The organism is Enterobacter sp. WCHEn045836 (assembly GCF_003965585.1).
GTDB classification, from domain to species: domain Bacteria; phylum Pseudomonadota; class Gammaproteobacteria; order Enterobacterales; family Enterobacteriaceae; genus Enterobacter; species Enterobacter dissolvens.
Map to the genome: position 1 here is coordinate 39,611 of NZ_RXPT01000017.1, position 13,382 is coordinate 52,992.

Genomic DNA, 13,382 nt, shown 5'->3' on the forward strand with positions numbered 1-13,382 from the left:
GCAAACCGGGAAATTAACCATGAAAAAACCTGACTGTATTCGGCACTGGCGAGATGTGGAAGAGCCAGATAATTCAACCTATCCCGACAGTAACGAGCTTTTCTCTATCGGTGCACCGCTGGCCCGCCACCTTGGCCTTCGGCGGATTGGTATTCACCACGAACGTTTGCCGCCCGGACGTCGAACCTCCTATCCCCACGCGGAAAGCGACGAAGAGGAGTTCATCTATGTGCTGGAAGGGTATCCGGAAGCCTGGATTAACGGCTATTTGTGGAAGCTCGAACCCGGCGACAGCGTAGGCTTTCCCGCTGGTACAGGCATCTGCCATACCTTTATTAATAACACTGAAGAAGAGGTGCGATTACTGGTCGTTGGCGAGGCGAACAAGAAGCACAACCGAATCTACTATCCGCTTAATCCGGAGTATGCCGCCACGCGTGAAGATCGCTGGGTTGATCATCCCCCTCAGTTCTTTGGGCCGCACGATGGAAAACCTGGGAAAAAATAATTTCCTCTTCTATAAATATTGAGGGCCGTCACAAATAACAACAGGCCTGTCCGGAGTTTTACTTAAGGAAATAGCGGGTCTTTTTGTACTTATTCACAGCAATAGTTCGTTCCTGTTTGGGTGATAACAGACAGGGTGATGTTATTAACGACAATAAGACGAGCATACTGTGAAAAAACATTTTAAATTTTCGGTGGTTAGCATCGCTGTCTCCCTGTTTATGGCAAATCAGGCGGGAGCAGCCAATACCTGGACAGAATCACGTAGCGACGCAATGGGTGGCACGGGCGTTGCTTCAGGCAGCTATGGCAGCGGGGTGTTAATCAACCCCGCGCTGCTGGCAAAGGCAAAACCGGACGATGATGTGACGGTTATTTTACCGTCCGTCGGCGTGCAGGTGACGGATGAAGACAATCTTCAGGATGAGATTGATACCATCAACGACAAAATCAAACACTACAAGGATGTGGTTGATAGCCTTACCCCCATTGAAGTGATTACCAATCCGCTGGGCTCAATCGATCAGTTCCAGGGCGCGGCAAAAGATCTTGCCGATGAACTGGACTATCTCAAGGGCAAAACTGCACGTGCAACGGCAGGCGCGGGGATTGCGGTGAGTATCCCTAACGATGTGCTCTCCGTGGCCTTTATGGCGAAAGGCTATGCCCACGGGCGCGTCAGCTCTTCTATCGATCAGCAAGATATTGACTACCTGCGCGGTATTCAAAACAGTGATGCGGTGGCGGCGGGGGTTGCACTGGATGCGGCCCTGAACGGTACCGATCAAATCACAAAAAACCTCAACTCTACGGCGTCTGGCCGGGCGGCGATTGTCTCCGATTATGGTGTTGCGATTGCCCGTCAGTTCGATCTGGGTGGCGTCCCGGTTTCCCTTGGCGTCACGCCGAAGCTGCAGAAAACATGGGTCTATAACTACACCACCTCCATTTACGATTACGACAGTAACAAGTGGAACGACAGCCGCTACCGGACAGACGATACCGGCTTTAACGTGGATGCGGGTATCGCGGCAGATTTCGGCGAACACTGGACGGTCGGGGTGAGTGGGCAAAACCTGATGTCACGCGATATCGACACCAAAGATATTCGCATCCGCAACGGGCGCACGGGGGAAGTGGTGAGCTATAAAGACACCTATCAAATCCGTCCGCTGGTGACGGCGGGGGCTGCCTGGCACAACGATCTGGTGACCCTGACCGCCGATGGCGATCTGACAGAAACCAAGGGCTTTAAAAGCGAGGATACCTCGCAGTATGTTGGCGTAGGTGCGGAAGTGACGCCGCTGAGCTGGCTGGCCGTGCGTGCGGGTTATCGCGCCGATATGAAAGGGAATGACAGTAACGTCTTTACCGGTGGTGTCGGTTTTGCACCGTTTAACACGGTTCACGTCGACCTGATGGGGCTGTACGGTGAAGATGAAACCTGGGGCGCCGGGGCGCAGTTGAGTATGACGTTCTAAAGGGCACCGGAGGCGTTGCGCCTCCGGCTTTTCTTTATGCTATAGTAGCGCCCCTTTTCCACCAGATGCTTAAAACTTCGCCATGTCGTCAGAACACCAGACTGCTTTTCCTGCACACCGTTTCTCCATTGCGCCCATGCTCGACTGGACGGACAGACACTGCCGCTATTTCCTGCGCCAGCTTTCCCGCCATACGTTGCTGTACACCGAAATGGTCACCACCGGTGCGATTATTCACGGGAAGGGCGACTATCTGGCGTACAGCGAAGAAGAGCATCCGGTAGCCCTGCAGCTGGGCGGCAGCGATCCGGCCGCGCTGGCGCACTGTGCGAAGCTGGCAGAAGCGCGTGGCTACGACGAAATTAACCTTAACGTTGGCTGTCCGTCCGATCGCGTGCAAAACGGCATGTTCGGCGCCTGTCTGATGGGGAACGCACAGCTGGTAGCGGACTGCATCAAGGCGATGCGCGATGTGGTCTCCATTCCCGTGACGGTGAAAACCCGTATCGGTATTGACGACCAGGACAGCTACGAATTCTTGTGTGATTTCATCAATACAGTTGCCGGAAAGGGCGAGTGCGGGATGTTTATCATCCACGCGCGTAAGGCCTGGCTCTCTGGCCTGAGCCCGAAAGAGAACCGTGAAATTCCGCCGCTGGACTACCCTCGCGTGTACCAGCTGAAGCGTGATTTCCCGCATCTGACGATGTCGATTAACGGCGGCATCAAGTCGCTCGACGAGGCCAAAACACATCTGGCGCATATGGATGGCGTGATGGTCGGTCGCGAGGCATATCAGAATCCGGGCATTCTGGCGACGGTCGATCGCGAAATCTTTGGCGTTGAAGGGGCAGACAGCGATCCGGTTGCGGTAGTGAGAGCCATGTATCCGTACATCGAACGCGAGTTGAGCAACGGTACGTATCTCGGCCATATCACCCGCCATATGCTCGGCCTGTTCCAGGGGATCCCCGGGGCGCGCCAGTGGCGTCGCTATCTCAGCGAGAACGCCCATAAAGCCGGTGCCGATATTGAGGTGCTGGAACACGCGCTGCGTCTGGTCGCAGATAAACGATAAATCTCGCTAAAAAATCGTCAAATTCACCACGCCCCGTACAGCATTGCGGGGCGTTTTGCTTTAAGAACAATGGGTTAATGTTGGCATGGATTTTGTAATGCTTACTGCATTATTCGGGAACTCGTGGGAGAGCACCATGCTGGAACTACTTTTTGTGATTGGCTTTTTTGTCATGCTGTTAGCGACAGGCGTTTCGCTGCTCGGCATTCTGGCAGCGCTTGTGGTGGCGACGGTGGTCATGTTTATTGGTGGATTATTTGCCCTGACGATCAAACTTCTGCCGTGGCTGCTGCTGGCCGTTGCAGTGGTGTGGGTGATACGGGCGATTAAATCACCAAAACTGCCCACTTATCAGCGTAATAACCGCTTTCGTTACTAAGGTATTGAGGGGTTCGTCACATACCTGCAACTTTTCCGGCGGCATTGCTTAGAACGGAATAGGATTTACTTATCGAATCTGTCACTATGACTGCCGCTAAAGAATTCATCGAGCTGTACCCTACATACAGCCGAACTAAAAAAAAGAAAGGGCTTCCTCAGGGAAGCCCAATTTCTTTTATGGGATCAGGGAATTAACAGACTTGACCCCTGCGTTGACCGGCTCTCCAGCACCTCATGCGCACGTTGCGCATCGCTTAGCGCGTACTTCTGCGCATCTGCCACATCCACTTTGATGACCCCGCTGGCAATCAGTGAGAACAGCTCGTTGCTGGCTTCGAGCAACTCTTCGCGATTGGTGATGTAACCCTGCAGGGATGGGCGAGTGACATACAACGAGCCTTTCTGGTTCAGAATACCCAGATTTACCCCGGTCACCGCACCTGACGCGTTGCCGAAGCTCACCATCAGACCGCGGCGCTGCAGGCAATCCAGAGACGCTTCCCAGGTATCTTTCCCTACCGAGTCATACACCACGCGCACTTTCTTGCCACCGGTTACCTCTTTTAAGCGTTCAACAATGCTCTCTTCCCGGTAGTTAATCACCTGCCATGCACCGGCCTGCAGCGCACGCTGGGCTTTTTGCGCGCTTCCTACGGTGCCGATCAGTTTTGCGCCTAGCGCTTTGGCCCACTGGCAGGCGATCAGCCCCACGCCGCCTGCCGCAGCATGGAACAGGAACTGCTCGTCGGGTTTGATTTCATAGGTTTTGCGCAGCAGGTAATAGACCGTGAGCCCTTTCAGAAATGAGGCCGCGGCTTGTTCGAACGAAATGGCGTTAGGCAGAATGGCGACTTTGTCAGCCGGGACGTTATGCACAGAACTGTAAGCACCCAGCGCCGCTTGTGCATACACCACGCGATCGCCTTCTTTAATATGCTTAACGGCGCTGCCCACTTTGCTGACCACGCCCGCCGCTTCGGTACCCAGACCGCTCGGCAGTGACGGCGGTGGATAGAGGCCGCCGCGAATATAGGTGTCGATGTAGTTAATGCCGATGGCTTTGTTTTCAACCTGTACTTCATTTTCGCCAGGCGCCGTGGGGGTAAACTCCACCGCGTTGAGTACGTCAGGGCCACCATGCTTGTGAAATTCAATACGTGTTGCCATGCTTCCTCCAGAATGTGGTAATCTTTCGACCCACTCTTTATCTCGGTAACTCCATTCACTATGGCAGGAAACAAACCCTTCAACAAACAGACTGAACCTCGTGAGCGTGATTTTCAGGTCGCCGGGTTAAAAGTCCCGCCGCACTCGATTGAAGCGGAACAGTCGGTGTTGGGCGGTTTAATGCTGGATAACGAGCGCTGGGACGACGTTGCCGAGCGCGTCGTGTCCGACGATTTCTACACCCGCCCGCACCGCCACATCTTCACCGAAATGGCGCGTCTGCAGGAGTCCGGTAGTCCGATTGACCTGATTACGCTCGCGGAATCGCTGGAGCGGCAGGGGCAACTGGACAGCGTTGGCGGTTTTGCTTATTTAGCGGAACTTTCAAAAAACACACCAAGTGCGGCGAACATCAGTGCCTATGCGGATATCGTCCGCGAACGTGCCGTTGTTCGTGAGATGATCTCCGTTGCGAATGAAATCGCCGAAGCGGGCTTTGATCCGCAGGGTCGCACCAGCGAAGACCTGCTCGATCTCGCGGAATCCCGCGTCTTTAAAATCGCCGAAAGTCGCGCCAATAAAGACGAAGGCCCGAAAAACATCGCCGATGTCCTCGATGCCACCGTTGCCCGTATTGAACAGCTCTTCCAGCAGCCGCACGATGGCGTAACCGGGGTTAACACCGGCTATGACGATCTCAATAAGAAAACCGCAGGCCTGCAGCCGTCGGATTTGATTATCGTCGCTGCGCGTCCGTCGATGGGTAAAACCACCTTTGCGATGAACCTCGTCGAAAACGCGGCGATGTTGCAGGATAAACCGGTCTTGATCTTCAGTCTGGAGATGCCATCAGAGCAGATCATGATGCGTTCTCTGGCGTCGCTGTCACGTGTGGATCAGACCCGAATCCGTACCGGTCAGCTCGACGATGAGGACTGGGCGCGTATCTCCGGCACCATGGGGATCCTGCTGGAAAAACGTAACATCTATATTGATGACTCCTCCGGCCTGACGCCGACAGAAGTGCGCTCCCGTGCGCGCCGTATCGCCCGTGAGCACGGCGGTATTGGCCTTATCATGATCGACTACCTTCAGCTGATGCGCGTGCCGTCGCTCTCCGATAACCGTACGCTGGAGATCGCGGAAATTTCCCGCTCGCTCAAGGCATTAGCCAAAGAGCTGCATGTGCCGGTCGTGGCGCTCTCGCAGCTTAACCGCTCCCTGGAACAACGTGCCGACAAACGCCCGGTCAACTCCGACCTGCGTGAATCCGGCTCCATCGAGCAGGATGCCGACTTAATCATGTTCATCTACCGTGATGAGGTTTATCACGAGAACAGCGACCTGAAAGGGATCGCCGAAATTATTATCGGTAAACAACGTAACGGCCCTATCGGTACGGTACGTCTGACCTTTAACGGACAGTGGTCGCGTTTCGACAACTATGCCGGTCCTCAATATGATGATGAGTAATTTCTAAGGAAATCAAATGCAAGCGGCAACTGTTGTGATTAACCGCCGCGCTCTGCGACACAACCTGCAACGTCTGCGTGAACTGGCGCCCGCCAGTAAACTTGTTGCAGTCGTGAAAGCGAACGCTTACGGACACGGTCTTCTTGAGACCGCGCGAACGCTCCCCGATGCCGACGCCTTTGGCGTTGCCCGTCTTGAAGAAGCCCTCCGCCTGCGCGCGGGGGGGATCGCCCAACCGATTTTATTGCTCGAAGGTTTTTTTGAGGCTGCAGACCTGCCGACCATTGCAGACCAGCATCTGCACACGGCGGTACACAACGAAGAACAGCTTTCCGCACTCGAAACCGCTGAGCTGAGTGAGCCGGTCACCGTATGGATGAAGCTCGACACGGGCATGCACCGTCTGGGTGTACGCCCGGAAAACGCGCAGGCGTTTTATCAGCGTCTGTGCCAGTGCAAAAACGTCCGCCAGCCGGTGAATATCGTCAGCCATTTTGCCCGGGCTGATGAGCCTGATTGCGGCGCCACTGAACAGCAGCTCGATATCTTTAACACCTTCTGCGAAGGCAAGCCGGGTATGCGCTCTATCGCGGCTTCTGGCGGGATTTTACTGTGGCCGCAGTCGCACTTCGACTGGGCGCGTCCGGGCATTATTCTTTACGGCGTATCGCCGCTGGAGAACAGACCCTGGGGGCCGGACTTTGGTTTCCAGCCGGTGATGTCTCTGGTGTCTAAGCTGATTGCAGTGCGCGAGCATAAAGCGGGTGAGCCGGTGGGTTACGGCGGCACCTGGACCAGCGAGCGTGACACCCGACTGGGGGTGGTAGCGATGGGGTATGGCGACGGTTATCCACGCGCTGCGCCGTCCGGTACGCCGGTTCTGGTCAATGGCCGCGAAGTAACGATTGTTGGTCGCGTGGCGATGGACATGATTTGCGTAGATCTCGGCCCCGATGCGCAGGACAAAGCAGGCGACGATGTGGTGATGTGGGGTGACGGTTTGCCCGTTGAACGCATAGCGGAAATCACGAAAGTGAGTGCTTACGAACTTATTACGCGCCTGACGTCAAGGGTGGCGATGAAGTATATCGACTAAACTGCTGTGAATGCCGGGGGGCAGGGCAGCGTTGCCTGACCCGGCATGAAACAGGTTAAACGCTCGATCTTCTGTCATATCCGGTTTATTGTTGAATTCCCTGCCTCATCGAATTCCGGAGAACCATCGCGTGTTTCAGAAAGTTGACGCCTACGCCGGCGACCCCATTCTCTCCTTAATGGAGCGTTTCAAAGAAGATCCTCGCAGCGACAAAGTGAACCTCAGCATTGGTCTGTATTACAACGAGGACGGCATTATTCCTCAGTTGAAAGCCGTTGCTGAAGCGGAAGCGCGTCTTAGCGCCGCCCCGCACGGTGCTTCTCTTTATCTGCCGATGGAAGGGCTCAATACTTACCGTAACGCCATCGCGCCGCTGCTGTTTGGTGCCGATCACGCGGTGCTGGCGCAAAAGCGCGTGGCGACTATCCAGACGCTGGGCGGTTCAGGCGCGCTTAAAGTGGGTGCGGACTTCCTGAAAAAATACTTCCCGGATTCAGGGGTATGGGTCAGCGATCCTACCTGGGAAAACCACGTGGCGATCTTTGAGGGTGCCGGCTTTAAGGTGGCGACCTATCCATGGTTCGACAGCGAAACCAACGGCGTACGCGTTGACGCGCTGCTGGAAAAGCTGAATACCCTGCCAGAGCGCAGTATTGTGCTGCTGCATCCGTGCTGCCATAACCCGACGGGGGCAGACCTTACCAACGCCCAGTGGGACGCGGTAATTGAGGTGCTGAAGGCGCGCAACCTGATCCCATTCCTCGACATCGCCTATCAGGGCTTTGGTGCCGGGATGGAAGACGATGCCTATGCCATCCGCGCCGTGGCCAGCGCCGGGCTGCCCGTTCTGGTCAGCAACTCTTTCTCAAAAATCTTCTCCCTGTACGGCGAGCGCGTAGGTGGCCTTTCCGTGGTGTGCGAAGACGCCGAAGCGGCGAGCCGTGTGCTGGGTCAGTTGAAGGCGACCGTACGTCGCATCTACTCCAGCCCGCCTAACTTTGGCGCGCAGGTGGTGGCGACCGTGCTCGGTGACGAACAGCTGAAAGCCAACTGGCTTGCCGAAGTGGAATCCATGCGTAAGCGCATTCTGTCGATGCGTCAGGAGCTGGTTAATGTCCTGAAGGAGGCCGTACCGGGACATAACTTTGACTATCTGCTTAAACAGCGCGGGATGTTCAGCTACACCGGTCTGAGCGCCGCACAGGTCGATCGTCTGCGCGAAGAGTTTGGTGTCTACCTGATTGCCAGCGGACGTATGTGCGTGGCGGGTCTGAATGCCAGTAACGTTCATCGCGTGGCGCAGGCGTTTGCTGCAGTAATGTAAGTACTCACTATCATTTATTCCTCCCTCTCCCTGTGGGAGAGGGCCGGGGTGAGGGCATCAGGCCGTTCAGGTCGACATCTCGCTTTGTGATCTTCTTCTTTTTATTCAGTTTCATAAGCAAAAACTCCTTCCCTTCATCTCCCGCTGGGGTTATGGTCGGATAGATTTTTGACCAGTCGCTCAAATTAAAACGATAACAAACTGAATATTCAGGGGAAAATATGCGCAAGATCACACTGGCGCTCAGCGCCGCCTGCTTATTGTTCTCGCTTAACAGTACGGTCGTCGCGCGCGCTTCCGCACCGACGCCGCTTTACACCGGCACCACTGCTGCCATTCTGGCTGAACAAGCCCCCATTCACTGGGTTTCTGTGGCTCAGATTGAAAACAGCCTGATGGGGCGCTCGCCAATGGCCGTGGGCTTTGACATTGACGATACCGCCCTCTTCTCAAGCCCGGGTTTCTGGCGTGGTAAAAAAACATACTCACCGGACACCGAAGCGTATCTGAAAAACCCGGAATTCTGGGAAAAGATGAACAACGGCTGGGACGAATTCAGCATCCCGAAAGAGGTGGCCCGCGCGCTCATCGATATGCACGTTAAGCGTGGCGACAGCATTTACTTCGTAACCGGGCGCAGCCAGACCAAAACGGAAACGGTCTCTAAAACGCTGCAGGACGATTTCCGCATCCCGGCGGCCAGCATGAACCCGGTGATTTTCGCTGGCGACAAACCGGGACAAAACACCAAAACCCAGTGGCTGGAGCAGAAAAATATCAAAGTCTTCTACGGCGATTCTGACAACGATATCAGCGCCGCGCGTGATGTGGGTGCCAGAGGAATCAGGGTGTTACGTGCCTCTAACTCGACCTATCGACCGCTGCCGATGGCCGGGAAGTTTGGCGAAGAGGTCATTGTGAACTCTGAATATTAAACCGTTGGTGGCGAGTTTGGCTCTTTTTTAAGCAAATCTCGTCGCTGCGGGTTTTACCTTTCGCCTTCTTGCTGCACACTTAGAAAGATTCACTTTCATAACGGAGCAGCACATGTGGTACCAACAGACCCTGACCTTAAGCGCTAAACCTCGCGGATTTCATCTGGTGACTGACGAAGTTATCGGGCAAATCCGCGACCTGTCGCGCGTCAAAACGGGTTTGCTGCATCTGCTGCTTCAGCACACGTCAGCCTCTCTCACGCTTAATGAAAATTGCGATCCCACCGTCCGGTCTGACATGGAGCAGCATTTTCTGAAAACCGTTCCGGACAACGCCCCCTACGAGCATGATTATGAGGGGGCGGATGACATGCCTTCGCATATCAAATCTTCGCTGCTGGGCGTATCGCTGATGCTGCCGGTTCATAACGGGCGGCCATTGCTGGGAACATGGCAAGGGATCTGGCTGGGAGAACATCGCATTCACGGTGGTTCGCGTAAAATTATCGCAACGCTACAAGGGGAATAAAGATGACAATTTCGGAGCTACTTCAGTACTGCATGAGTAAGCCTGGCGCGGAGCAGAGTGTGCACAGCGACTGGAAAGCTACGCAGATTAAAGTGGGAGATGTCTTGTTTGCGATGGTGAAAGAGGTGGAAGGCCGCCCGGCGGCATCGCTGAAAACCAGCCCGGAACTGGCGGAGCTATTACGTCAGCAGCACGATGACGTCCGGCCAAGTAAACATCTGAACAAAGCGCACTGGAGTACGGTCTATCTCGACGGTTCCATCCCGGGGTCGCAGATTTACTACCTGGTGGACGCATCTTATCAGCAGGCGGTTGAGCTGCTGCCGGAAGCGACCCGGCAGCAACTCTCCGTGTGACGATTACAGCAACGGTTTGAGGAAGCGTGCGGTGTGCGAGGCTTCGCACTCAGCAACGGTCTCTGGCGTACCGGAGACGAGGATTTCACCGCCGCCGCTGCCGCCTTCGGGGCCGAGATCGACGATCCAGTCCGCGGTTTTAATCACGTCCAGGTTGTGCTCAATGACCACAATGGTGTTGCCCTGATCGCGAAGCTGATGCAGAACATCGAGCAACTGCTGGATATCCGCAAAGTGCAGACCGGTGGTCGGCTCATCGAGAATATATAGCGTCTGCCCGGTACCACGTTTGGATAGCTCACGCGCCAGCTTCACGCGCTGCGCTTCACCTCCAGAGAGCGTGGTCGCTGACTGCCCCAGACGAATGTAGGTCAGACCTACGTCCATCAGCGTTTGCAGCTTACGCGCCAGCGCAGGAACGGCATCAAAGAACTCGCGCGCCTCTTCAATGGTCATATCCAGCACTTCGTGGATGGTTTTGCCTTTGTACTTAATCTCCAGCGTTTCACGGTTATAGCGTTTGCCTTTGCACTGGTCGCACGGCACGTAGATATCCGGCAGGAAGTGCATCTCAACCTTGATCACGCCGTCGCCCTGGCATGCTTCGCAGCGGCCGCCGCGAACGTTAAAGCTGAAACGTCCTGGCGTGTAGCCGCGCGAACGCGCTTCCGGTACACCCGCGAAGAGTTCACGGACGGGCGTGAAGACGCCGGTATAGGTTGCCGGGTTGGAACGCGGTGTACGGCCGATCGGGCTTTGATCAATGTCGATAACCTTATCGAAATGCTCCAGCCCCTGGATATCGCGGTACGGTGCAGGTTCGGCAAGCGTCGCGCCGTTCAGCGCCGTCTGCGCAATCGGGAACAACGTATCGTTGATCAGCGTCGACTTACCGGAACCGGATACACCGGTGATACAGGTAAACAGACCCACCGGCAGCGTCAGGGTCACGTCTTTCAGGTTGTTGCCGCGAGCGCCGGTGAGCTTAAGCACTTTTTCCGGGTTCGCCGGCACGCGCTGTTTCGGCACCTCAATCTTGCGCTTGCCGCTCATGTACTGGCCGGTTAACGATTCGGGCACTGCCATAATGTCTTTCAGGGTGCCTTCTGCGACCACCTGGCCGCCGTGCACGCCCGCACCCGGACCGATGTCGATAACATGGTCGGCAGCACGGATGGCATCTTCGTCGTGCTCGACCACAATCACCGTGTTGCCGAGGTTACGCAGGTGGATCAGCGTACCGAGCAGACGCTCGTTGTCGCGCTGGTGCAGGCCGATGGACGGTTCGTCCAGGACATACATGACGCCCACCAGGCCGGCACCAATCTGGCTGGCCAGACGGATACGCTGGGCTTCACCGCCGGACAGCGTCTCTGCGGAGCGAGAAAGCGTCAGGTAGTTCAGGCCGACGTTCACCAGGAATTTCAGACGATCGCCGATCTCTTTCAGCACTTTTTCGGCAATCTTTGCACGCTGACCGGAGAGCTTCAGGTTGTTGAAGAAGTCCATCGCGTGGCCGATGCTCATGTCTGAGATGGTCGGCAGCGCCGTGTTTTCGACAAACACGTGGCGCGCTTCGCGACGCAGACGCGTGCCGTCACAGGTGGCGCAGGAGCGGTTGCTGATGAACTTCGCCAGCTCCTCACGCACCGCGCTGGATTCAGTCTCTTTATAGCGCCGCTCCATGTTGTGCAGCACCCCTTCGAACGGGTGGCGACGTACGGAGGTGTCGCCGCGATCGTTCATGTATTTGAACTCAATGTTCTCTTTACCGGAACCGAACAGGATCACCTTGTGCACGTTCGGGCTCAGGCTGGCCCACGGGGCTTCCACATCGAACTTATAGTGCTCTGCCAGCGATTTGAGCATCTGGAAGTAGTAAAAGTTACGCTTATCCCAGCCGCGGATCGCACCGCCAGCCAGCGACAGTTCAGGATTTTGGATCACCCGATCCGGGTCGAAATACTGCTGTACGCCCAGACCGTCACACGTCGGGCAGGCACCCGCCGGGTTGTTGAAGGAGAACAGACGTGGCTCCAGCTCGCGCATACTGTAGCCGCAAATCGGGCAGGCAAAGTTGGCGGAGAAGAGCAGTTCTTCCGCGTTCGGGTCGTCCATATCGGAGACCACCGCCGTACCGCCAGAGAGTTCCAGTGCGGTTTCAAAGGATTCCGCCAGACGCGTCGCCAGATCGTCACGCACTTTAAAGCGGTCAATCACCACTTCGATGGTGTGCTTCTTCTGCAGCTCCAGCTTGGGGGGATCCGACAGGTCACATACCTCGCCATCAATACGGGCGCGGATATACCCCTGGCTTGCCAGGTTTTCCAGCGTTTTGGTGTGCTCGCCCTTACGCTCTTTGATGATGGGCGCAAGCAGCATCAGGCGTTTGCCCTCCGGCTGCGACAGCACGTTATCCACCATCTGGCTCACGGTCTGCGCCGCCAGCGGGACGTCGTGATCCGGGCAGCGCGGCTCACCCACGCGGGCGTAGAGCAGACGCAGGTAGTCATGAATTTCGGTAATGGTACCGACCGTTGAACGCGGGTTGTGGGAAGTAGACTTCTGCTCGATAGAGATAGCAGGAGACAACCCTTCAATGTGGTCGACATCCGGTTTTTCCATCAGCGACAGGAACTGACGCGCGTACGCAGAGAGTGATTCAACGTAACGACGCTGTCCTTCGGCATATAAAGTGTCGAAAGCCAGTGAGGATTTGCCAGACCCCGAAAGCCCGGTCACGACGATGAGTTTGTCGCGAGGGATTATGAGGTTGATATTCTTGAGATTGTGGGTGCGGGCGCCCCGAACTTCGATCTTATCCATTCACCTTTCCCGGTTGGAACACGGATTGCCTGGTTTGTTTGAAGGACAACCGGCTGTCAGAAACGGCTAATTATGACACAATTTAACCTGTTTGAATATACAGTATTGGAATGCATTTTCTGATTAGCTGTGTAACAATGTCGAGTTCGCGAGAGATTTCTGAACCCGCCACGCAACTATGCAAATTGACGCGTGGAAATGGTACACTCGCGCGTTTACACTATTAAGA

At 55.6% G+C, this 13,382-nt stretch carries 12 protein-coding genes; 10 read left to right on the forward strand and 2 right to left on the reverse strand.

From position 1 onward, the window contains the following. Positions 1 to 19: 19 nt before the first annotated feature. The 4 genes from EKN38_RS20100 (at position 20) to pspG (ending at position 3,445) form a co-directional block, all read left to right on the forward strand. On the forward strand, positions 20 to 508 hold the full coding sequence (locus EKN38_RS20100) for a cupin domain-containing protein (protein WP_014830286.1): 489 nt from the start codon (positions 20 to 22) through the stop codon (positions 506 to 508). Positions 509 to 728: 220 nt separating this feature from the next. Then, positions 729 to 1,988, forward strand: coding sequence for a conjugal transfer protein TraF (gene traF, locus EKN38_RS20105; RefSeq protein WP_153908347.1), 1,260 nt, complete (start codon positions 729 to 731; stop codon positions 1,986 to 1,988). 82 nt (positions 1,989 to 2,070) lie between these two features. Then, the gene (gene dusA / locus EKN38_RS20110) at positions 2,071 to 3,066 is read left to right on the forward strand and encodes a tRNA dihydrouridine(20/20a) synthase DusA (protein WP_014830288.1); all 996 of its coding nucleotides are present in this window, start codon (positions 2,071 to 2,073) and stop codon (positions 3,064 to 3,066) included. 136 nt (positions 3,067 to 3,202) lie between these two features. Further along, entirely contained in the window at positions 3,203 to 3,445 is a 243-nt protein-coding gene (gene pspG / locus EKN38_RS20115) for an envelope stress response protein PspG (RefSeq protein WP_013095061.1), read from the forward strand. Between the two features lie 185 nt (positions 3,446 to 3,630). On the opposite strand, the gene EKN38_RS20120 is transcribed toward pspG, so the two are convergent. After that, positions 3,631 to 4,614 (reverse strand): quinone oxidoreductase, encoded by a 984-nt coding sequence (locus EKN38_RS20120; RefSeq protein ID WP_014830289.1) that lies wholly within the window; start codon positions 4,612 to 4,614, stop codon positions 3,631 to 3,633. Positions 4,615 to 4,674: 60 nt separating this feature from the next. Here EKN38_RS20120 and dnaB point away from each other — a divergent pair, with 60 nt between their 5' ends. The 6 genes from dnaB to EKN38_RS20150 all read left to right on the forward strand — a co-directional run bounded on the left by dnaB (position 4,675) and on the right by EKN38_RS20150 (position 10,327). Further along, a complete protein-coding gene (gene dnaB / locus EKN38_RS20125; RefSeq protein WP_013095063.1) occupies positions 4,675 to 6,087 on the forward strand; it encodes a replicative DNA helicase in 1,413 nt (470 codons plus the stop codon). 16 nt (positions 6,088 to 6,103) lie between these two features. Next, positions 6,104 to 7,183: an alanine racemase gene (alr, locus tag EKN38_RS20130; RefSeq protein ID WP_014830290.1), complete on the forward strand. Its 1,080-nt coding sequence runs from the start codon at positions 6,104 to 6,106 to the stop codon at positions 7,181 to 7,183. 130 nt (positions 7,184 to 7,313) lie between these two features. Beyond that, positions 7,314 to 8,507 carry an aromatic amino acid transaminase gene (gene tyrB, locus EKN38_RS20135; protein WP_014830291.1) on the forward strand — a complete coding sequence of 398 codons (1,194 nt, stop codon included), beginning with the start codon at positions 7,314 to 7,316 and terminating at the stop codon, positions 8,505 to 8,507. A 221-nt stretch (positions 8,508 to 8,728) separates the two neighbouring features. Further along, positions 8,729 to 9,442 (forward strand): acid phosphatase AphA, encoded by a 714-nt coding sequence (gene aphA, locus EKN38_RS20140; RefSeq protein WP_014830292.1) that lies wholly within the window; start codon positions 8,729 to 8,731, stop codon positions 9,440 to 9,442. Between the two features lie 112 nt (positions 9,443 to 9,554). Beyond that, on the forward strand, positions 9,555 to 9,971 hold the full coding sequence (locus EKN38_RS20145) for a secondary thiamine-phosphate synthase enzyme YjbQ (protein WP_014830293.1): 417 nt from the start codon (positions 9,555 to 9,557) through the stop codon (positions 9,969 to 9,971). 2 nt (positions 9,972 to 9,973) lie between these two features. Next, entirely contained in the window at positions 9,974 to 10,327 is a 354-nt protein-coding gene (locus tag EKN38_RS20150; RefSeq protein WP_014830294.1) for an MmcQ/YjbR family DNA-binding protein, read from the forward strand. A 3-nt stretch (positions 10,328 to 10,330) separates the two neighbouring features. Here the strand turns inward: EKN38_RS20150 and uvrA are convergent, their stop codons facing one another. Next, complete coding sequence (gene uvrA, locus EKN38_RS20155) at positions 10,331 to 13,153, reverse strand: excinuclease ABC subunit UvrA (RefSeq protein ID WP_014830295.1); 2,823 nt, start codon at positions 13,151 to 13,153, stop codon at positions 10,331 to 10,333. Positions 13,154 to 13,382 lie beyond the last annotated feature (229 nt).

What these genes read in the sequence shown, in the direction of transcription:
- EKN38_RS20100 (WP_014830286.1), top strand. Translation starts at nt 20, where the DNA reads ATGAAAAAACCTGACTGTATTCGGCACTGGCGAGATGTGGAAGAGCCA.
- traF (WP_153908347.1), top strand. Translation starts at nt 729, where the DNA reads ATGGCAAATCAGGCGGGAGCAGCCAATACCTGGACAGAATCACGTAGC.
- dusA (WP_014830288.1), top strand. Translation starts at nt 2,071, where the DNA reads ATGTCGTCAGAACACCAGACTGCTTTTCCTGCACACCGTTTCTCCATT.
- pspG (WP_013095061.1), top strand. Translation starts at nt 3,203, where the DNA reads ATGCTGGAACTACTTTTTGTGATTGGCTTTTTTGTCATGCTGTTAGCG.
- EKN38_RS20120 (WP_014830289.1), bottom strand. Translation starts at nt 4,614, where the DNA reads ATGGCAACACGTATTGAATTTCACAAGCATGGTGGCCCTGACGTACTC.
- dnaB (WP_013095063.1), top strand. Translation starts at nt 4,675, where the DNA reads ATGGCAGGAAACAAACCCTTCAACAAACAGACTGAACCTCGTGAGCGT.
- alr (WP_014830290.1), top strand. Translation starts at nt 6,104, where the DNA reads ATGCAAGCGGCAACTGTTGTGATTAACCGCCGCGCTCTGCGACACAAC.
- aphA (WP_014830292.1), top strand. Translation starts at nt 8,729, where the DNA reads ATGCGCAAGATCACACTGGCGCTCAGCGCCGCCTGCTTATTGTTCTCG.
- EKN38_RS20145 (WP_014830293.1), top strand. Translation starts at nt 9,555, where the DNA reads ATGTGGTACCAACAGACCCTGACCTTAAGCGCTAAACCTCGCGGATTT.
- EKN38_RS20150 (WP_014830294.1), top strand. Translation starts at nt 9,974, where the DNA reads ATGACAATTTCGGAGCTACTTCAGTACTGCATGAGTAAGCCTGGCGCG.
- uvrA (WP_014830295.1), bottom strand. Translation starts at nt 13,153, where the DNA reads ATGGATAAGATCGAAGTTCGGGGCGCCCGCACCCACAATCTCAAGAAT.